Below are 19,561 nucleotides of genomic sequence, written 5' to 3' on the forward strand. Positions count from 1 at the left end.
GGAAGATTAATGAAACGTGCCGTTGTCGTGTTCAGTGGAGGCCAGGACTCCACCACCTGTCTGGTTCAGGCTCTGCAGCAATATGATGAAGTCCATTGTGTGACTTTTGATTATGGCCAGCGCCATAGCGAAGAGATTGAGGTCGCGCAGAAACTGGCGGTGAAACTCGGCGCACGGGCTCATAAGGTTCTGGATGTCACCCTGTTGAACGAACTGGCGGTGAGCAGCCTCACCCGCGACAGCATTCCGGTGCCGGACTACGAACCAGACGCCGAGGGGATCCCGAATACCTTCGTGCCGGGGCGTAATATCCTCTTCCTGACCCTGACCGCCATCTATGCTTACCAGGTCAAAGCCGAGGCGATCATAACCGGCGTGTGCGAAACCGACTTCTCCGGCTACCCGGACTGTCGCGACGAGTTTGTGAAAGCCCTCAACCATGCCGTGAGTCTGGGGATGGCCAAAGATATCCGCTTCGAAACGCCGCTGATGTGGCTCGATAAAGCCGAAACCTGGGCGCTGGCTGACTACTGGGGCAAGCTGGATCTGGTGCGTAACGAAACGCTGACCTGTTACAACGGCATTCAGGGCGATGGCTGCGGTCAGTGCGCCGCCTGTAATCTGCGCGCCAACGGCCTGAATCATTATCTGGCGGATAAAGTCGGGGTGATGACGGCTCTGAAAAAGAAAACCGGTCTTAATTAATTCGGGCCAGCCTGCCGGGTGAAGGATCTGCTTCGCCCGGCATCAAAAGCGGGGTTATGTGATTAATAGCTCCAGCTTCTCACGCAGTTCCCCTTCCAGCGGCAGCGCTTTCTGCGTTTTCAAATCGATGCAGACAAAGGTAATTAATGCATCTGCCACCACCTGCCCTTCAGGCTCCAGCGTCACCACCTGACTTAATATCCCACTTTTGCCGTTCAGCTGCTGAAGCTGGCTGGTAACGGTGAGAAGATCGCTGAGCACCGCAGGACGGCGATAGTTGATATTGATATTCGCCACCACAAAGGCGATACGCCGCTCGGTCATCCACTGAAAGCTGTCGCTGTTTTCCAGCCCTTCCCAGCGCGCCTCTTCGAGAAACTCGAGATAACGTGCGTTATTAACGTGTTGATAAACATCAAGGTGATAACCGCGTACTTTGATTTGGGTCTGCATAGCGCAATAGCCTTCAGGGTTGTTATTTGTAAGAGTCAGAGGTCATAACTGGTATGACCTCTTTATCCTGGCAAATTTTTGCCACTGTGCAAGTTATTACAGCGTCAGATACGCAAGATTCCGCTCCACCAGCGCCCCGCCCATGCCGGGGACTTGCTTGAGATCGTCGAGGGTTTTAAACGGGCCGTACTCTTCCCGGTAGCTGACGATCGCCTGGGCTTTCTTCAGCCCCACGCCGTTCATCACCCGCGCCAGCTCCTCCGCCGGGGCGGAATTAATGCTGATCCGCCCCTTCTCCGCTTCCGCCGCTTTCGACTGCTGGGGTGGGGGCGGTGCATCGGACTTGCCTTGTGCGACCTGCGTTTTGGCGGCTGGTGTCGCCGCCAGCGCGCAGTGGCTCATCCCGGCAGACATAAGGGCAAGCGTAATAAAGAGGGCTTTGATTCCATGTTTCATGCTGTTTTCTCCTTGTTTGTTGACAGCCCACTCACCATAAACGGGCCGCTTTTCCGGAACAAACAGCAGATTGCAGAAATGGAAAAGGCCGCGAAAGCGGCCTTTTGTTGTTGCAGTACGTTGCTCAGATTTGCGAGCAGCGCCGTAATTACTGCTGGGTCATGATATCGCCCAGCTTAATTTTGGCTTCTTTACGCAGGTTGCTCATCAGGGCTTCGAAGGCAATTTGCGCATTGTTCTGGGTGATTCCCTGAACCATCGCTTGCTTTTGCGCTTCCGGCATGGTGCCCGCTTTCACTTCGTCCAGCGCCAGAACCACCACGTTGCCCTGCATATCGTTGGCGATACCGAAGCTCGGCTTGTCTTTTGCCGGCAGGCTCAGACCAAATGCCGCCTGGCTGATCGGATCCTGACCGGTACGGCTCAGGGTTTTGGCCTCACCAAAGCTCAGGCCAGCCGCTTTCAGCGCCTCATCACCTTTACCCGCTTTCAGCTCAGCCAGCAGCTTCTCAGCATCCAGCTTCGCCTGTTGCACGGCTTTGTTATGTTTCACCAGCGCAGTGATCTGATCTTTCACCTCGTCCAGCGGCTTAATCGACTCTGGCTTATGCTCAGCCACGCGCAGAACAAAGGCGCGGTCGCCGTCGACGGTAATGATGTCAGAGTTGCTGCCCGGGGTGCCGTTTTCGCCCACCAGACCACCGTTGAAAATAGCATCCGCAACCGGCTTGAAGTTCAGCTCTTCCGGCAGATTGTCACGACCAAACCAGCCGGTAGTGACCGCTTTCGCACCTGCTGCCTGCTCTGCGCCTGCCAGTGATTCGTTATCATTGCTGGCCGCGTCGCTTACCTTCTGCTGCAACGCATAGAAGCCATCCAGCGCTTTCTCCTGCTTCACTTTCGCCGCGATGTCATCACGGACGTCAGCCAGCGGTTTGGTGGTCGCAGGGGTGATATCATCCAGACGCACGACCAGGAAACCAACAGAGGATTTGATCACACCAGAAAGTTGACCTTTCTCTTTCAGACCGGCATTTTTCAGCTCGTCTGGCGTGGTGCCCTCTTCCAGCCAGCCCATGTCACCGCCGTTTTTGGCAGAGATGATGTCGGTGGATTTGGCTTTCGCGACCGTGGCGAAGTCAGTGCCCTTGTTCAGCTCATCCAGCGCCGCTTTGGCGTCGGCTTCAGTTTTGGTCTGAATGACGCTGAAACGGTTACGCTGTGGCTGAGTGAACTGATCCTGATGCTGATCGTAGTAAGTCTGGATCTCCGCATCGGAGGCGTTTTCCTGCATCGCCGCTGCATCCAGCTTGATGTAGCTCACGCGGAACTGCTCCGGGGCGGTGAAGTTGTTTTTGTTCTGCTCGTAGTAGCTTTTCACCTCTTCGTCGCTCGCCTGCTGTTTAGCAGCCAGGGCGTTAACGTCGAAGTTGGCTTCGCGCACGACGCGCTGCTGAGAAACCAGCGTCGCCAGTTCATCCGCTTCGCCTTTGAGCATGAAGTCGGTGCCCACTACGGCGTTAACCAGCTGCTGAGTGGTCAGCTGGTTACGCAGCGCCTGAGCGTATTGATCCGGCGTCATCCCCATCTGATTCACGATAGCGTTATAGCGGGTGTTATCGAATTTGCCGTCATTCTGGAAAGCCGGGGTGGAGAAAATGGCTTTCTTGACCTGATCGTCGCTGATGCTCAGACCGATCTCACGGGCGTACTGATCCAGCAGCGCTTCGTCGATAAGACGGTTCAGCGTCTGCTGACGCAGGTTTTTCATGTACCCTTCATTCGCCGCCAGTTCTGAGAACTGTTCGCCCAGCTGTTGCTGCATGCGGTTACGTTCACCGGCAAATGCATTTTCAAACTGCCCACGGCTGATTTCCTGGTCGTTCACTTTTGCGGCGTAGTTTGCACTACCGCCAATCAGATATCCGCTCACGCCGGTCAAAATGAACGACACGATAATGATACCGAAAATAATCTTGAGCACGAGACTGTTAGCAGCCGTGCGTAAGCTGTCCATCATGGTGTAACCACACTCCGCTGTAGGTGACTGGTGACCTGACGCTGGCGGAAATCCTGACCGCAGCGCATAAAGACGTATTGTGACAAGAAACCGGGGCGATTGTCAGCCCACAACTCGCATAAACTCACATAAATCAGGCCTGGACAAACAAAAAAGGCACATCAAATGATGCGCCCTTGTACTTTTCAACTTCCCTGAAGTAAGAAAGCGATCAGTTTACTGCGTCTTTCAGCGCTTTGCCGGCGCGGAAGCCCGGAACTTTAGCAGCAGCGATGGTGATCTCTTTACCGGTCTGAGGGTTGCGGCCAGTACGGGCAGCACGCTCTTTAACAGCAAAAGTACCAAAACCTACCAGCGCCACGTCGTCCCCAGCCTGCAGAGATTCGGTAACAGAAGCAATCAAAGCATCTAACGCACGTCCAGCCGCAGCTTTGGAGATGTCAGCACCCGCAGCAATTTTGTCAATCAGTTGAGATTTATTCACTCTTCTCTTCCTCTCTTTATAATTTATATCGCGTCTGAATCCTTCACAACGCGACCGCGCAGCAGTTATATCAGGCCTGCCATGACCTTACAACACCCGTTGTTGATGGCTGGCCCAATCAGCAATCTAAATTAGCTATACAAAAAAAGGCTGGCAAGCCCGAAATCGCTCACCAGCCTTGTTTTTATCGACGCTCTTTGCGCGAGGTCACTATTTTGCGGTCACAACCTGCATTCCGTAAGGCTCATTCTGCAGTGCAAGGGTCAGAACTTCCTCAATTCGTTTCACCGGATGAATATCCAGATCGGCGATGACGTTATCCGGAATCTCTTCCAGATCGCGCTTGTTCTCATACGGAATGAGGACCGTTTTAATGCCGCCACGGTGTGCAGCCAGCAGTTTTTCTTTCAAACCGCCAATCGGCAGAACCTGGCCACGCAGGGTGATTTCCCCGGTCATCGCCACATCAGCACGCACCGGGTTGCCGGTCAGGCAGGACACCAGGGCGCTACACATCGCGATACCCGCGCTTGGACCATCTTTCGGCGTTGCCCCTTCCGGCACGTGAACGTGAATGTCGCGTTTTTCGTAAAAGTCCGGATTAATACCCAGTTTTTCCGCGCGCGCGCGCACCACGGTCAGCGCAGCCTGAATGGACTCCTGCATCACTTCACCCAGCGAGCCGGTGTAGGTCAGCTTACCTTTACCTGGCACGCAGGCGGTTTCAATGGTCAGCAGATCGCCGCCCACTTCCGTCCATGCCAGACCGGTCACCTGACCGACGCGGTTTTCGCTGTCCGCACGACCGTAGTCGTAGCGCTGAACACCGAGGTATTCGTGCAGGTTGTCGCCGTTAATGTGGATGTGCTTCAGCGTCTTATCCAGCAGCAGCTGTTTCACCGCCTTACGACACAGCTTGGAGATTTCACGCTCCAGGCTACGCACGCCCGCTTCACGGGTGTAGTAACGAATAATGCCGATGATCGCACTGTCATCAACGGTCAATTCGCTCTCTTTCAGTGCGTTACGTTCAATCTGCTTCGACAGCAGGTGACGACGGGCGATGTTCAGTTTTTCGTCTTCGGTGTAGCCAGAAAGACGGATCACTTCCATACGATCCAGCAGCGGGGCCGGGATGTTCATGGAGTTGGAGGTGGCCACGAACATCACATCGCTGAGGTCGTAGTCCACTTCCAGGTAGTGATCGCTGAACGCCACGTTCTGCTCTGGATCCAGCACTTCAAGCAGAGCTGAAGCCGGATCGCCGCGCATGTCGGACGACATTTTGTCGATCTCATCCAGCAGGAACAGCGGGTTTTTAACCCCTACTTTTGCCATTTTCTGGATCAGTTTGCCTGGCATCGAACCGATATAGGTCCGGCGGTGACCACGGATTTCCGCTTCGTCACGCACGCCGCCCAGCGCCATACGGATGTATTTACGTCCGGTGGCTCTGGCAATGGACTGCCCCAGAGAGGTTTTCCCCACCCCCGGTGGCCCCACCAGGCACAGAATTGGGCCCTTGAGCTTGTTAACACGGCTCTGAACCGCAAGATACTCAAGGATGCGGTCTTTGACGCGCTCCAGACCATAGTGGTCGGTATCGAGGATCTCCTGGGCCTGACGCAGGTCTTTTTTGACCTTGCTGCGGGCATTCCACGGAACCTGCACCATCCACTCGATATAGCCGCGAACCACCGTCGCTTCCGCCGACATTGGAGACATCATTTTCAGCTTCTGCAGTTCTGCTTCAGCCTTCTCTTTTGCCTCTTTCGGCATTTTCGCCGCGTCGATCTTACGCTTCAGCGCTTCGTTTTCGTCCGGCGCGTCGTCCATCTCACCGAGCTCTTTCTGGATGGCTTTCATTTGCTCATTCAGATAGTACTCACGCTGAGATTTCTCCATCTGCTTTTTCACGCGGTTGCGAATGCGTTTCTCAACCTGCAGCAGATCGATTTCAGACTCCATCATCGCCATCAGATATTCCAGACGCTCGTTAACGTCGGACATCTCCAGCACGGACTGTTTGTCAGCCAGCTTCAGCGGCATGTGCGCTGCGATGGTGTCAGCCAGACGTGCCGGATCGTCGATGCTGTTCAGCGACGTCAGCACTTCTGGTGGAATTTTTTTGTTCAGCTTGATATAGCCTTCAAACTGACTGATCGCGGTGCGAACCAGCACTTCTTGCTCACGCTCGTCCAGCTGAGGCGATTCAAGGTATTCGGCTTTTGCAGCGAAGTGTTCGCCATCATCAGATAGCGTGGTAATACGCGCACGCTGCAGCCCCTCGACCAGCACCTTCACGGTGCCATCAGGCAGCTTCAGCATTTGTAAAATAGAGGCCACGGTCCCGACGGTGAAAAGATCGTTTACACCCGGCTCATCCGTTGATGCTTCTTTCTGCGCAACCAGCATGATTTTTTTATCATGATCCATGGCGGCTTCAAGGCAACGGATAGATTTTTCCCGCCCTACAAATAAGGGTATGACCATGTGCGGATAAACCACCACATCGCGCAACGGCAATACGGGGATTTCAATGCGTTCAGAACGCTCAGGATTCATAGAGCTCTCTCTTAGTTTAGTGTCCGCCAGGTAATCAGGTTGCAGGACTGTGCTTCATGCAACCATTAACATGTAATCCAGTATATGGGGATGATTCCCACACATTCAACGCCATGTTTACGGAAAAATAAAAGGGGGGATTAAATCCCCCCTTTTTGATTAACTGCTTGTATGCTCTGGCGAATTATTCGCCAGAAGCTTGCTGAGCTTCCGGCGTACCGTAAATCAGCAGCGGTTTGCTTTGGCCAGCAATGACGGACTCGTCGATAACCACTTTTTCAACTTCTTCCATTGAAGGAAGGTCGTACATGGTATCGAGCAGGGCAGCTTCAACGATTGAACGCAGACCACGTGCACCGGTTTTACGTGCCATTGCTTTCTTAGCAATCGCATCCAGCGCTTCGTCGCGGAACTCCAGCTCAACGCCTTCCAGATTGAACAACGCCTGGTACTGCTTGGTCAGGGCATTTTTCGGCTCTTTCAGGATCTGAATCAGCGCGTCTTCACTCAGTTCTGTCAGGGTGGCGACAACCGGCAGACGGCCAATGAACTCAGGGATCAGACCAAACTTGATCAGATCTTCTGGCTCAACCTGGGTCAGCAGTTCGCCCTCTTTCGCTTTTTCAGACTTCGCCTTCACCGTGGCGCCAAAGCCAATACCCGAGCCGGTTTCAACGCGGTTAGCAATGACTTTATCCAGGCCGGCAAACGCACCGCCACAGATAAACAGGATCTTGGACGTATCAACCTGCAGGAACTCCTGCTGAGGATGCTTACGACCGCCCTGCGGTGGAACAGCGGCAACCGTCCCTTCGATCAATTTCAGCAATGCCTGCTGTACGCCTTCACCGGAGACGTCACGGGTGATCGACGGGTTATCGGATTTACGCGAGATTTTGTCGATCTCATCGATATACACGATCCCGCGCTGGGCTTTCTGAACGTCGTAATCGCACTTCTGCAGCAGTTTCTGGATGATGTTTTCCACATCCTCACCCACATAACCGGCTTCGGTCAGAGTGGTGGCATCCGCCATGGTAAACGGAACATCCAGCAGACGCGCCAGGGTCTCGGCCAGCAGGGTTTTACCGGAACCGGTTGGGCCGATCAGCAAAATGTTACTTTTGCCCAGCTCAACGCCGTTGCTGTTATCCCCGTTACGCAGACGTTTGTAGTGGTTGTACACCGCCACTGCCAGCACTTTCTTCGCCTGTTCCTGGCCGATGACGTAGTCATCAAGATGATGACGGATCTCATGCGGCGTCGGTAACGCGCTGCGCTCACGGTGTGGTGCGACTTCTTTAATCTCTTCGCGGATGATGTCGTTACATAAGTCGACACATTCGTCGCAGATATACACGGATGGCCCGGCAATCAGTTTGCGCACTTCATGCTGGCTTTTGCCGCAAAAAGAGCAATAAAGCAGTTTGCCCGATCCATCTTTGCGTTTATCTGTCATGAGTCAAAACCTCTTTTTAAGTTCTTTGTGCCGCACATGACGACGCAAATGCCATTCTCAGACGCAGGCTGCTGGTTAGCAAAATGCCGCCCTACCATAGTATAGCGGCACACCCACGCCGTGGGCATCAATTACGGTGGGTCAAAATGGAGTCGACTAAGCCGTACTCTACTGCCTCTGGTGCGGACAGGAAGCGATCGCGCTCGGTATCACGCTCGATCTGCTCTAATGATTGACCCGTATGATGAGCCATAAGTTCATTCATGCGCCCTTTTACCTTCAGGATTTCACGGGCATGAATCTCAATGTCTGTTGCCTGGCCCTGGTACCCGCCCAGCGGCTGGTGAATCATTACGCGCGAGTTCGGCAGGCAGAAACGCTTACCTTTCGCCCCTGCGGTCAGCAGGAATGCGCCCATCGATGCTGCCTGGCCCATACAAATGGTGCTTACATCAGGCTTGATGAACTGCATGGTATCGTAAATGGACATCCCGGCAGTGATCACGCCACCTGGGGAGTTAATGTACAGGTAAATGTCTTTTTCCGGGTTTTCCGCTTCCAGAAACAGCATCTGCGCTACGATCAGGTTCGCCATGTGGTCTTCCACCTGGCCGGTCATGAAGATAACGCGTTCTTTAAGCAGACGGGAGTAGATATCAAAAGAACGTTCACCTCGAGAGGTTTGTTCAATAACCATTGGCACCAGCGCCATATGGGGTGCAAAGTTATCTCGTTCGCCACTGTATGACATTTCCGTCTCCTGGATAAAAAATGAAAATACCTGCTGTACTGATTGTAACCTTGTGGACGGATTATCAGCCAGTCTCTTTAATACTGCTTCCCCACTAATGGGGGCGGCTCAGCCCTATTTCAAGCATAACAATCTTTTGTTTTAACGCTAACACTGAAAAGGCGTTTTATCACGCTTTGGGATTTATAACCGTGATAAAAAAAACCCGCCGCCGGGTGGCAACGGGTTTTTTGCTCAAACTTTAAACGAAGCAGGCAGGATTAAGCCTGTTGGTTCATCAGTTCGTTGAAAGAAGTAGCTTTTTCAGACACTTTTGCTTTGGCCAGAACGGCTTCAACAGCCTGCTCTTCCAGAGCCACGTTGCGCATGTTTTCCATCAGCTCTTTGTTGCTGCCGTAGAAAGCAACCACTTCTGACGGATCTTCATAGGCAGAAGCCATCTCTTCGATCAGGCCTTTAACACGCTCTTCGTCAGCTTTCAGCTCGTGGGTACGAATCACTTCGCCCAGCAGCAGACCAACAACAACGCGGCGTTTAGCCTGCTCTTCGAACAGCTCACGTGGCAGTTCCAGAGCTTGTTTCTCGTTGCCACCGAAACGCTGTGCAGCCTGGCGACGCAGAACGTCGATTTCGCTGTCGATCAGGGCCGCAGGAATTTCGATTTCGTTCGCTTTAACCAGACCGTCGATCGCCTGAGACTTAACGCGGTTACGCACGGCGCCTTTCAGCTCGCGTTCCATGTTTTTACGCACTTCTGCACGCAGCCCTTCAACAGAACCATCTTCAACGCCGAAACGTTTGATGAAATCTGCAGTCAGTTCTGGCAGTTCGCGGTCTTCAACTTTCTTCAGGGTAATCGCGAATTTCGCTGCTTTACCTTTCAGGTTTTCAGCGTGGTACTCTTCCGGGAAGGTCACGTCGATAGTGAACTCTTCGCCTGCGCTGTGGCCTTTGATACCGTCTTCAAAGCCTGGGATCATACGGCCCTGGCCCATTGCCAGTACGAAGTCAGAGGCTTTGCCGCCTTCGAACTCTTCGCCGTCTACAGAGCCGGAGAAGTCGATGGTGACACGGTCTTCTGCATCTGCAGCGCCGTCTTTGTCTTTCCAGGTCGCCTGCTGCTTACGCAGGGTGTCCAGCATGCCGTCAACGTCGGCTTCAGTCACTTCAACGACTGGTTTTTCAACTTCGATCGCGTCCAGACCTTTCAGCTCAACTTCAGGGTAAACTTCGAACTCTACCGCGTAGGTGAAGTCTTCGCCCATTTTGTATTCGCCCGGAACATAGGTCGGGGAACCGGCTGGGTTGATTTTTTCTTTGATGATCGCGTCAACGAAGTTGCGGCTCATCAGGTCACCCAGCACGTCCTGGCGAACAGAAGCGCCATAACGCTGAGCAACGACATTCATCGGTACTTTTCCCTTGCGGAAGCCGTCAATACGGACTTTCTTTGCTACGTTGACCAGCTCGCTTTTTACAGCGTTTTCGATGCTGTCAGCAGCGATTGTAATCGTTACACGGCGGCCAAGGCCTTGAGTGGTTTCAACTGAAACTTGCATCTTGTTACCTCAAAAAAATCACAGTGCTCGGTCAACTCTGAATTTGCCTCGCAATACCGGGATGCTCTCTTAGCAGATTCACATTCCCTGTCGCCAGAATCATCCCGAAGACATTCATATTAAGACGCGGCATTATAGCGGCATCACTTTAGTGAGTCGAGAACGGTTGGCGCATGTTGCTGCGGCTTTTTTCACAATTTCAGGCTATTTTCGGCCTTAAAATCGCGCCACCGGCTCAAAACCCCGACAAAACAAAACGGCCCGCAGGCCGTTTTGACGTAATCTTTATGCAACATACTGGAAAAGCTCCCGCTGTTGCAAACAGGATTTATTACGCGATCGTCCCGGCCCCCCGGCATGGTGGCGATGCGAAAATCGTATCCTGCAGCCCCTTCCACTCTTTGATCGTATACGTATGTAACGCCAGGGCATGGACCGTGGTCGAGAGCTCTTCCGTCAGAGTTCCGTAGATCATACGGTGACGATTGAGAAAACGCTCACCAGCGAAACGATCGCTGACCAGCACCACTTTAAAGTGGCTCTCAGAGCCTGCCGGTACGTTATGACGATAGCTTTCGTCGACGACTTCGAGGAACACAGGTTCAAACGCCGCCCTTAACTTATCTTCAATCTGTTCACGTATCATCATGAAATTACTCCTCCGACAACGCTGAGATGTCACCCATCCCTTTAAATGTTAGCCGCTTTTACCGCTTGCATAACAAGAAGACAACAAAAATTTAGCTTTCATCTGATTTTCTCATTCAAGCGTATGAAGTCCTATAAGGGGGAGTCGTTTTGTCGTCCGGATAACGGAAAAGCGTTTCAGGTGGTCAGTTTTCAGACAAGGCGATGAATTTACATGCGTTGACCACTTCCCCTTGCCGTTGGCGATGTTATGATGGCGGCAATTTTTTTCTATATATGCTTACGATTCGCTGAGAGCCTGAACATGTTAAAAAAACTCCTTTTCCCTATGGTCGCCCTGTTTATGCTGGCCGGCTGTGCAACTCCTCCTGCTACCATTGATGTTTCTCCGAAGATCACTCTGCCACAGCAGGATCCAAGCCTGATGGGCGTCACCGTGAGCATCAACGGCGCGGATCAGCGTAAAGACCAGGCGCTGGCGAAAGTAACCCGTGATAACCAGTTGGTGACCCTCACTGCCTCCCGCGATCTGCGTTTCCTGCTGCAGGAAGTGCTCGAGAAGCAAATGACCTCCCGCGGTTACATGGTTGGCCCAAGCGGCGCGGTTGATCTGCAGATTATCGTCAACAACCTGTACGCTGACGTCTCTCAGGGCAATGTGCGCTACAACATCGCGACCAAAGCCGATATCGCCATCATCGCCACCGCGAAGAACGGCAATAAGATGAACAAGAACTACCGTGCAAGCTACTCTATTGAAGGTGCCTTCCAGGCCACCAACAAGAATATCGCTAATGCCGTTAACAGCGTGCTGACCGACACCATCGCCGATATGGCGCAGGACACCAGCATTCACGACTTCATCAAGCAGAACGCACGTTAATTCTGCCTGCTGACCCGACCTCCGGTCGGGTCAGTTTGCCTGCTCATGTCCAGTCAATACTTACGTATTTTCCAGCAACCTAAATCAGCTATCCTGCTGATCCTCGGTTTCGCCTCCGGCTTACCCCTTGCCCTGACATCCGGCACGCTACAGGCGTGGATGACGGTAGAGAATATCGATCTTAAAACCATCGGCTTCTTCTCGCTGGTCGGCCAGGCCTATGTCTTCAAGTTCTTATGGTCGCCGATGATGGACCGCTACACCCCGCCGTTCCTCGGCAGGCGTCGTGGCTGGTTGCTGATGACCCAGGCATTGCTAATGCTGGCGATTGCCGCGATGGGCTTTCTCGAACCTGCGTCGCAGCTGCGCTGGATGGCCGCGCTGGCGGTGGTGATTGCCTTCTGTTCGGCGTCCCAGGATATCGTTTTTGATGCCTGGAAAACCGACGTTCTCTCTGCCGAAGAGCGTGGCACCGGAGCTGCAATTAGCGTTCTGGGCTACCGTCTGGGCATGCTGGTTTCCGGCGGGCTGGCCTTATGGCTGGCGGATCGCTACCTCGGCTGGCAGGGCATGTACTGGCTGATGGCCGCGCTGCTCATTCCCTGCATGATCGCCACCTTCCTCGCCCCGGAACCGAGCGATGTCATCCCGGTTCCCCGCTCCCTCGAACAGGCGGTTGCCGAACCGCTGCGCGACTTCTTTGGCCGTAACAATGCCTGGCTTATTCTGCTGCTGATTGTGCTGTATAAGCTCGGGGATGCGTTTGCCATGAGCCTGACCACCACCTTTTTGATCCGCGGCGTGGGCTTCGATGCCGGTGAAGTCGGCGTGGTAAATAAGACGCTGGGGCTGATTGCCACCATTATTGGCGCGCTGTATGGCGGCGTGCTGATGCAGCGCTTAAGCCTGTTCCGCGCGCTGCTGATCTTCGGCATTTTGCAGGGGATTTCTAACGCCGGTTACTGGCTGCTCTCGATTACCGATAAACACATGCTCAGCATGGCGGCGGCGGTATTCTTTGAAAACCTGTGCGGCGGGATGGGGACGGCCGCGTTTGTCGCGCTGCTGATGACCCTATGCAACAAATCCTTCTCCGCAACACAGTTCGCCCTGCTCTCTGCGCTCTCTGCCGTGGGCCGGGTCTATGTCGGCCCTATCGCTGGCTGGTTTGTAGAAGCGCACGGGTGGGCTGAGTTTTATCTCTTCTCCGTCTTTGCCGCCATTCCGGGACTGCTGTTGCTCTTAGTCTGTCGTCGCTCGCTGGAATATACCCAGCAGACAGAACATTTTATGGTCAGGACGCGTTTCCCGTCGGCCTATCGCTTTGCATTAAGAATATTGCTGGCGGGATGTGTGACGCTGGCCCTGTGGCTGGTGGTCCTGATCGTTAACGCCACCACGACGCTCACCCTTCCGTTTGCCCTGCTGCTGCTGGACATCGGTGCGCTGCTGGCGCTGTCCGGGATCCTGACAGGGGGTCTCCTCGACTACCTGGCTATGCGTGAGAGCCAAAAGGTGTAAAACCATAAAAAAAGGTTATTTTACGTTGTAATCACCCTGGTAAATTATAACGGCGAATAAATTCGTTCGCGCAAAATAATATTTGTTGTTTCGTGCCTCTTAGAATTCCAGAAATTATTGGAACGAAGAACAGAGAGTATTTTTCGTTAACCGATTCAGCAAACGAAACATTAATTTTACGTTTTTTAGTTGTCTCTTTATTGATGATTATTTGTTAATGATTTGTGTTTTTTTAGCAATGGTTATACCAATTGCCCTTTTTACCCTACCTACAGAGTCTGTTTCGTTATAAAGCCCAGCTGACGGTGCTTGCGTCTGAAAAACGGCTATAATTTGCAACATCTGTGACTTCCCTGGCAGAACCCGGTAACACGTTCCTGACACAGGTCTAATGATGTTTACAGTAATGTAACCTTCCCGTAAAATGCCCCCACACTTTAAACGCCACCAGGTCCCCGTGGAATTGAGGTCGTTAAATGACACTTAGGAAATACAATAAATGTTTGGGATGGTTGTCGTTATTTGCAGGCACTGTTTTACTCAGTGGCTGTGATTCTGCGCTGCTAGACCCCAAAGGACAGATTGGACTGGAGCAACGTTCGCTCATTCTGACGGCTTTCGGCCTGATGATGATTGTCGTGATTCCCGCCATCTTGATGGCTGTTGGTTTCGCCTGGAAGTATCGTGCGAGCAACAAAGATGCGAAGTATAGCCCTAACTGGTCACACTCCAATAAAGTGGAAGCTGTGGTCTGGACGGTGCCGATTCTGATCATCCTGTTCCTTGCCGTACTGACATGGAAAACCACTCACGCGCTCGAACCTGCAAAACCGCTGGTTCACGATGAGAAACCGATTACGATCGAAGTCGTCTCCATGGACTGGAAATGGTTCTTCATCTATCCGGAACAAGGCATTGCTACCGTGAATGAAATCGCCTTCCCGGCGAACGTCCCGGTGCAGTTCAAAGTAACGTCTAACTCCGTGATGAACTCCTTCTTTATCCCGCGTCTGGGCAGCCAGATTTACGCGATGGCCGGTATGCAGACCAACCTGCACCTGATCGCGAATGAAGCAGGCACCTATGATGGTATCTCCGCCAGCTACAGTGGCCCAGGCTTCTCTGGTATGAAGTTCAAAGCCATTGCCACCCCGGACCGTGCCGCTTTCGACCAGTGGGTTGCTAAAGCGAAACAGTCTCCGAACACCATGTCTGACATGGCTACGTTCGACAAAGTGGCAACACCTAGCGAATACAACAAGGTGGAGTACTTCTCTAACGTGAAACCGAATTTGTTCAAAGACGTTATTGGCAAATTCATGGACCACGGCAAGAGCATGGACGTGACCCAACCTGAAGGTGAGCATAGCTCGCACGAAGGGATGGAAGGCATGGACATGAGCCACGCGGAAACCTCTCACTAAGGGGCCGAGGAAGAAAATGTTCGGAAAATTAACACTGGATGCAGTGCCGTACCATGAGCCGATTATCATGGTTACGATTGCTGCCATTGTCATTGGTGGCGCAGCCTTACTAGGCTTAATCACTTACTTCGGTAAGTGGAGCTACCTGTGGAATGAGTGGCTGACTTCGGTTGACCACAAAAAACTCGGTATCATGTACTGCATCGTCGGTATCGTCATGTTAATTCGTGGCTTTGCGGATGCCATCATGATGCGTAGCCAGCAGGCGCTTGCCTCCGCTGGCGAAGCAGGCTTCCTGCCGCCGCACCACTACGACCAGATCTTTACCGCGCACGGCGTGATTATGATCTTCTTCGTGGCGATGCCGCTGGTTATCGGTCTGATGAACGTTGTCGTTCCGCTGCAAATCGGCGCGCGCGACGTTGCGTATCCGTTCCTGAACAACCTGAGCTTCTGGTTCACGGTTGTCGGTGTGATTCTGGTTAACCTCTCTCTGGGCGTCGGTGAATTCGCACAGACTGGCTGGCTGGCTTACCCACCGCTTTCGGGAATTGAGTACAGTCCTGGCGTAGGTGTTGATTACTGGATCTGGGCGCTACAGCTCTCCGGTGTCGGTACTACCCTGACCGGTATTAACTTCTTCGTGACCATCCTGAAGATGCGTGCACCAGGTATGACGATGTTCAAGATGCCAGTATTTACCTGGGCATCTCTGTGCGCCAACATCCTGATTATCGCGTCATTCCCAATTCTGACTGTCACCGTCGCGCTGCTGACCCTGGATCGCTATCTGGGCACCCATTTCTTCACCAATGATATGGGCGGCAACATGATGATGTACATCAACCTGATTTGGGCATGGGGTCACCCTGAAGTGTACATCCTGGTTCTGCCGGTCTTCGGTGTGTTCTCCGAAATCGCAGCGACCTTCTCACGTAAGCGTCTGTTTGGTTACACCTCGCTGGTGTGGGCAACCGTGTGTATTACCGTCCTGTCGTTCATCGTCTGGCTGCACCACTTCTTCACTATGGGTGCAGGCGCGAACGTAAACGCCTTCTTCGGTATCACCACCATGATTATCGCGATCCCAACCGGGGTTAAGATCTTCAACTGGTTGTTCACCATGTACCAGGGCCGTATCCAGTTCCACTCAGCCATGCTGTGGACCATCGGCTTCATCGTCACCTTCTCTGTAGGTGGGATGACCGGCGTACTACTGGCTGTACCGGGCGCTGACTTTGTACTGCACAACAGCCTGTTCCTGATTGCGCACTTCCATAACGTCATCATCGGCGGTGTGGTGTTCGGTTGCTTCGCAGGTGTGACTTACTGGTGGCCAAAAGCCTTCGGTTACACGCTGAACGAAAAATGGGGCAAACGCGCGTTCTGGTTCTGGATCATCGGCTTCTTCGTGGCGTTTATGCCGCTGTACGTGCTGGGCTTCATGGGTATGACCCGTCGTCTGAGCCAGCAGATCGATCCGCAGTTCCACCCAATGCTGATGGTTGCAGCGGGCGGTGCGGTGCTGATTGCCTGTGGTATCGCGTCTCAGCTGATTCAGTTCTACGTCTCTATTCGCGACCGCGATCAGAACCGTGACCTGACCGGTGACCCATGGGGTGGCCGTACGCTGGAGTGGGCAACCTCTTCTCCTCCGCCGTTCTATAACTTTGCCGTTGTGCCGCACATTCATGAGCGTGACGCATTCTGGGAAATGAAAGAAAAAGGCGAAGCGTACAAGCAACCAGCACATTACGAAGAGATCCATATGCCGAAAAACAGCGCAGCGGGCATGGTTATCGCCGCCTTCGCTACGGTATTTGGTTTCGCTATGATCTGGCACATCTGGTGGCTTGCGATCGTCGGCTTTGCTGGCATCGTGATCAGCTGGATTGTGAAGAGCTTTGATGAGGACGTGGACTACTACGTACCAGTCCGTGAAGTTGAAATTCTGGAAAAACAGCATTTCGACGAGATTGCTAAAGCGGGGCTGAAAAATGGCAACTGATACTTTAACCCACGCGACTGCCCATGCGCATGAACACGGGCACCACGATACAGGGCCGATGAAAGTCTTCGGCTTCTGGATCTACCTGATGAGCGACTGCATCCTGTTCTGCTGTCTGTTCGCGACCTATGCCGTTCTGGTGAACGGCACAGCGGGCGGCCCGACCGGTAAGGACATTTTCGAGCTGCCGTTCGTACTGGTTGAAACCGCACTGCTGTTATTCAGCTCCATCACCTACGGCATGGCCGCCATTGCCATGTACAAGAACAACAAGAGCCAGGTTGTCTCCTGGCTGGCGTTGACCTGGCTGTTTGGTGCTGGATTTATCGGGATGGAAATCTATGAATTCCACCACCTGATTGCCGAAGGTTACGGTCCGGATCGTAGCGGCTTCCTGTCAGCGTTCTTCGCGCTGGTCGGTACCCACGGTCTGCACGTAACCTCTGGTCTGATCTGGATGGCGGTTCTGATGTTCCAGGTATCCCGTCGCGGCCTGACCAGCACTAACCGTACCCGTATCATGTGCCTGAGTCTGTTCTGGCACTTCCTGGATGTGGTGTGGATCTGTGTGTTCTCTGTAGTCTATCTGATGGGGGCGATGTAATGAGTCATTCAAACGATCATGGCGCTTCCCACGGTAGCGTAAAAACCTACATGACAGGTTTTATCCTGTCGATCATCCTGACGGTGATCCCGTTCTGGATGGTGATGAACGGTAGTGCGTCTAAGCCGGTTATCCTGGGTGCAATCCTGGTGACGGCGGTGATTCAGATTCTGGTGCATCTGGTTTGCTTCCTGCACATGAACACTAAATCCGATGAAGGCTGGAACCTGACGGCATTTATCTTTACCGTGATTATCATCGCAATCCTGGTAGTCGGCTCCATCTGGATTATGTGGAACCTCAACTACAACATGATGGTTCACTAAGAGCGGCGAGTATGTTTAAGCAATACCTGCAAGTCACAAAACCTGGCATCATCTTTGGCAACCTGATCTCGGTGATCGGAGGGTTCCTGCTGGCCTCGAAAGGCAGCATCGATTACACCCTCTTTATTTACACGCTGGTTGGGGTGTCACTGGTTGTTGCGTCCGGTTGTGTATTTAACAACTACATCGACAGGGATATCGACAGGAAGATGGAAAGGACAAAAAATCGGGTGCTGGTAAAAGGCCTGATGTCCCCTGCCGTCTCGCTGGTGTACGCCACCTTGCTGGGTATTGCTGGCTTTATGCTGCTGTGGTTCGGTGCCAATCCTCTGGCCTGCTGGCTGGGGGTGATGGGTTTCGTGGTATATGTGGGCGTCTACAGCCTGTATATGAAACGTCACTCCGTCTACGGTACGCTGATTGGTTCACTCTCCGGCGCTGCGCCGCCGGTGATTGGCTACTGCGCGGTCACCAACGAGTTCGACAGCGGTGCGCTCATCCTGCTGGCTATCTTTAGCCTGTGGCAAATGCCGCACTCCTACGCCATTGCGATTTTCCGCTTTAAGGATTATCAGGCAGCGAACATTCCGGTACTGCCGGTGGTGAAAGGCATTTCCGTTGCCAAGAACCATATCACGCTCTACATCATTGCCTTTGCGGTTGCTACGCTGATGCTCTCACTGGGCGGTTACGCTGGGTACAAATATCTGGTGGTTGCTGCGGCGGTGAGCGTCTGGTGGCTCGGTATGGCACTGCGGGGTTATAAAGTGGAAGACGACAAAGTCTGGGCGCGCAAACTGTTTGTGTTCTCGATTGTCGCTATCACTTCCCTGTCGGTAATGATGTCCGTCGACTTTATGGTGCCGGATTCACATAATCTGCTGACCTACGTCTGGTAAGTTCGCCAGACGGCGTCACTCAACAGCCCGCCACCCTAATGGTCGCGGGCTGTTTTTTTTGACATATTAAAAACAAATCATTTCCGCATTACCGATCACCCTCGAATATTAATTAAGTTAGAAAAAGAACATATAAAGCGCTTTGCTATATTTTGCCTGTCCTCGCGATATTATCTGGTGGTACTCTTCCGCCGTGAGTATTTAGCTCACGCTCTTTTCATTTGATAAGGAAATAAAAGTGAAAGAATTATCACTGAATGAAATGCAGTATGTCTCCGGTGGCTTTAATCTGATCGGCGCTGCAACCGGCTTCACCAGTTTTGTCCTAAACTCCGGGTTTGGCTTTGGCTCCTTCGTGGCGACCTCTGGCGCGGCCTTTGCTGACTTCGTGGTGGACAGCGCTATCGCGTTTGGCTCCTTTGTCGTCGGCGCGTCTAACTGGCAAACCTTTGTGAAGACCGGCTCAAATAACTGGAATGGTTTTGTTCAAACCTCAGGAAATAGCTGGTCAACGTTTGTTGATAATGCCGCCAGCGACTGGAATAATTTCCTGGTAAAAGCCAGCGCGTAAAATACGTTTCGCTACAGGAACAGGTAATTAAACCTGTTCCTGGTTCAACATTAATTATCTTAGGCGAAAAACTCCCAGACAAAATTATCCTTTCCCCTTTTCCCCGACCTGGTTTCTGCTTAATAGCACAGATCATTCATGTAATTTATATTTGTTCACCATCGCTCTGTTTACCCGAACGCCTGCTCGCACTACACTGGACGCGCTTTTTAGACAGAGGTGGTA

Annotated in this window: 18 protein-coding genes; 9 read left to right on the forward strand and 9 right to left on the reverse strand. The window is 52.7% G+C overall.

Annotated features, from left to right (window positions below; genetic code table 11):
• Positions 1 to 9 precede the first annotated feature (9 nt).
• Positions 10 to 705, forward strand: a complete 696-nt coding sequence (queC, locus tag M8318_RS10940) for a 7-cyano-7-deazaguanine synthase QueC (RefSeq protein ID WP_262662556.1) — start codon at positions 10 to 12, stop codon at positions 703 to 705.
• 54 nt (positions 706 to 759) lie between these two features.
• On the opposite strand, the gene M8318_RS10945 is transcribed toward queC, so the two are convergent.
• From M8318_RS10945 to bolA, 9 genes are all read right to left on the reverse strand, one after another.
• Positions 760 to 1,158, reverse strand: coding sequence for a YbgC/FadM family acyl-CoA thioesterase (locus M8318_RS10945; protein WP_106992148.1), 399 nt, complete (start codon positions 1,156 to 1,158; stop codon positions 760 to 762).
• Positions 1,159 to 1,254: 96 nt separating this feature from the next.
• Positions 1,255 to 1,614, reverse strand: a complete 360-nt coding sequence (locus tag M8318_RS10950; RefSeq protein WP_262662558.1) for a helix-hairpin-helix domain-containing protein — start codon at positions 1,612 to 1,614, stop codon at positions 1,255 to 1,257.
• 148 nt (positions 1,615 to 1,762) lie between these two features.
• Positions 1,763 to 3,634 (reverse strand): peptidylprolyl isomerase, encoded by a 1,872-nt coding sequence (ppiD, locus tag M8318_RS10955; RefSeq protein WP_262662560.1) that lies wholly within the window; start codon positions 3,632 to 3,634, stop codon positions 1,763 to 1,765.
• Positions 3,635 to 3,845: 211 nt separating this feature from the next.
• The gene (gene hupB, locus M8318_RS10960) at positions 3,846 to 4,118 is read right to left on the reverse strand and encodes a nucleoid-associated protein HU-beta (protein WP_002444653.1); all 273 of its coding nucleotides are present in this window, start codon (positions 4,116 to 4,118) and stop codon (positions 3,846 to 3,848) included.
• Between the two features lie 210 nt (positions 4,119 to 4,328).
• Complete coding sequence (gene lon, locus M8318_RS10965; RefSeq protein ID WP_262662561.1) at positions 4,329 to 6,683, reverse strand: endopeptidase La; 2,355 nt, start codon at positions 6,681 to 6,683, stop codon at positions 4,329 to 4,331.
• A gap of 184 nt (positions 6,684 to 6,867) precedes the next feature.
• Positions 6,868 to 8,142: an ATP-dependent protease ATP-binding subunit ClpX gene (clpX, locus tag M8318_RS10970; protein ID WP_032616836.1), complete on the reverse strand. Its 1,275-nt coding sequence runs from the start codon at positions 8,140 to 8,142 to the stop codon at positions 6,868 to 6,870.
• 127 nt (positions 8,143 to 8,269) lie between these two features.
• Positions 8,270 to 8,893 (reverse strand): ATP-dependent Clp endopeptidase proteolytic subunit ClpP, encoded by a 624-nt coding sequence (gene clpP, locus M8318_RS10975; RefSeq protein WP_032616835.1) that lies wholly within the window; start codon positions 8,891 to 8,893, stop codon positions 8,270 to 8,272.
• Positions 8,894 to 9,153: 260 nt separating this feature from the next.
• Positions 9,154 to 10,452, reverse strand: a complete 1,299-nt coding sequence (tig, locus tag M8318_RS10980) for a trigger factor (protein WP_106992144.1) — start codon at positions 10,450 to 10,452, stop codon at positions 9,154 to 9,156.
• Between the two features lie 331 nt (positions 10,453 to 10,783).
• A complete protein-coding gene (bolA, locus tag M8318_RS10985; protein WP_039032378.1) occupies positions 10,784 to 11,101 on the reverse strand; it encodes a transcriptional regulator BolA in 318 nt (105 codons plus the stop codon).
• Between the two features lie 303 nt (positions 11,102 to 11,404).
• Between bolA and M8318_RS10990 the strand changes: the two genes are divergently transcribed.
• From M8318_RS10990 to M8318_RS11025, 8 genes are all read left to right on the forward strand, one after another.
• Positions 11,405 to 11,983: a lipoprotein gene (locus tag M8318_RS10990; RefSeq protein WP_262662563.1), complete on the forward strand. Its 579-nt coding sequence runs from the start codon at positions 11,405 to 11,407 to the stop codon at positions 11,981 to 11,983.
• 45 nt (positions 11,984 to 12,028) lie between these two features.
• Positions 12,029 to 13,504, forward strand: coding sequence for a muropeptide MFS transporter AmpG (gene ampG, locus M8318_RS10995; RefSeq protein ID WP_262662565.1), 1,476 nt, complete (start codon positions 12,029 to 12,031; stop codon positions 13,502 to 13,504).
• Between the two features lie 476 nt (positions 13,505 to 13,980).
• Positions 13,981 to 14,928: a cytochrome o ubiquinol oxidase subunit II gene (gene cyoA / locus M8318_RS11000; RefSeq protein ID WP_106992141.1), complete on the forward strand. Its 948-nt coding sequence runs from the start codon at positions 13,981 to 13,983 to the stop codon at positions 14,926 to 14,928.
• A gap of 16 nt (positions 14,929 to 14,944) precedes the next feature.
• Positions 14,945 to 16,936, forward strand: coding sequence for a cytochrome o ubiquinol oxidase subunit I (gene cyoB / locus M8318_RS11005; RefSeq protein ID WP_262662567.1), 1,992 nt, complete (start codon positions 14,945 to 14,947; stop codon positions 16,934 to 16,936).
• Positions 16,926 to 17,540: a cytochrome o ubiquinol oxidase subunit III gene (locus tag M8318_RS11010; protein ID WP_262662568.1), complete on the forward strand. Its 615-nt coding sequence runs from the start codon at positions 16,926 to 16,928 to the stop codon at positions 17,538 to 17,540. The genes cyoB and M8318_RS11010 overlap by 11 nt, the downstream gene beginning before the upstream one ends.
• Complete coding sequence (locus tag M8318_RS11015) at positions 17,540 to 17,866, forward strand: cytochrome o ubiquinol oxidase subunit IV (RefSeq protein WP_106992139.1); 327 nt, start codon at positions 17,540 to 17,542, stop codon at positions 17,864 to 17,866. The genes M8318_RS11010 and M8318_RS11015 overlap by 1 nt, the downstream gene beginning before the upstream one ends.
• An 11-nt stretch (positions 17,867 to 17,877) precedes the next feature.
• Entirely contained in the window at positions 17,878 to 18,765 is an 888-nt protein-coding gene (cyoE, locus tag M8318_RS11020) for a heme o synthase (protein ID WP_106992138.1), read from the forward strand.
• A 238-nt stretch (positions 18,766 to 19,003) separates the two neighbouring features.
• Positions 19,004 to 19,336, forward strand: a complete 333-nt coding sequence (locus M8318_RS11025) for a hypothetical protein (RefSeq protein WP_262662571.1) — start codon at positions 19,004 to 19,006, stop codon at positions 19,334 to 19,336.
• Positions 19,337 to 19,561 lie beyond the last annotated feature (225 nt).

Origin of the sequence: Leclercia tamurae, from assembly GCF_025566055.1 — a bacterium.
Lineage (GTDB): Bacteria > Pseudomonadota > Gammaproteobacteria > Enterobacterales > Enterobacteriaceae > Enterobacter > Enterobacter tamurae.

What these genes read in the sequence shown, in the direction of transcription:
- queC (WP_262662556.1), top strand. Translation starts at nt 10, where the DNA reads ATGAAACGTGCCGTTGTCGTGTTCAGTGGAGGCCAGGACTCCACCACC.
- M8318_RS10945 (WP_106992148.1), bottom strand. Translation starts at nt 1,158, where the DNA reads ATGCAGACCCAAATCAAAGTACGCGGTTATCACCTTGATGTTTATCAA.
- M8318_RS10950 (WP_262662558.1), bottom strand. Translation starts at nt 1,614, where the DNA reads ATGAAACATGGAATCAAAGCCCTCTTTATTACGCTTGCCCTTATGTCT.
- ppiD (WP_262662560.1), bottom strand. Translation starts at nt 3,634, where the DNA reads ATGATGGACAGCTTACGCACGGCTGCTAACAGTCTCGTGCTCAAGATT.
- lon (WP_262662561.1), bottom strand. Translation starts at nt 6,683, where the DNA reads ATGAATCCTGAGCGTTCTGAACGCATTGAAATCCCCGTATTGCCGTTG.
- clpX (WP_032616836.1), bottom strand. Translation starts at nt 8,142, where the DNA reads ATGACAGATAAACGCAAAGATGGATCGGGCAAACTGCTTTATTGCTCT.
- clpP (WP_032616835.1), bottom strand. Translation starts at nt 8,893, where the DNA reads ATGTCATACAGTGGCGAACGAGATAACTTTGCACCCCATATGGCGCTG.
- tig (WP_106992144.1), bottom strand. Translation starts at nt 10,452, where the DNA reads ATGCAAGTTTCAGTTGAAACCACTCAAGGCCTTGGCCGCCGTGTAACG.
- bolA (WP_039032378.1), bottom strand. Translation starts at nt 11,101, where the DNA reads ATGATGATACGTGAACAGATTGAAGATAAGTTAAGGGCGGCGTTTGAA.
- M8318_RS10990 (WP_262662563.1), top strand. Translation starts at nt 11,405, where the DNA reads ATGTTAAAAAAACTCCTTTTCCCTATGGTCGCCCTGTTTATGCTGGCC.
- ampG (WP_262662565.1), top strand. Translation starts at nt 12,029, where the DNA reads ATGTCCAGTCAATACTTACGTATTTTCCAGCAACCTAAATCAGCTATC.
- cyoA (WP_106992141.1), top strand. Translation starts at nt 13,981, where the DNA reads ATGACACTTAGGAAATACAATAAATGTTTGGGATGGTTGTCGTTATTT.
- cyoB (WP_262662567.1), top strand. Translation starts at nt 14,945, where the DNA reads ATGTTCGGAAAATTAACACTGGATGCAGTGCCGTACCATGAGCCGATT.
- M8318_RS11010 (WP_262662568.1), top strand. Translation starts at nt 16,926, where the DNA reads ATGGCAACTGATACTTTAACCCACGCGACTGCCCATGCGCATGAACAC.
- M8318_RS11015 (WP_106992139.1), top strand. Translation starts at nt 17,540, where the DNA reads ATGAGTCATTCAAACGATCATGGCGCTTCCCACGGTAGCGTAAAAACC.
- cyoE (WP_106992138.1), top strand. Translation starts at nt 17,878, where the DNA reads ATGTTTAAGCAATACCTGCAAGTCACAAAACCTGGCATCATCTTTGGC.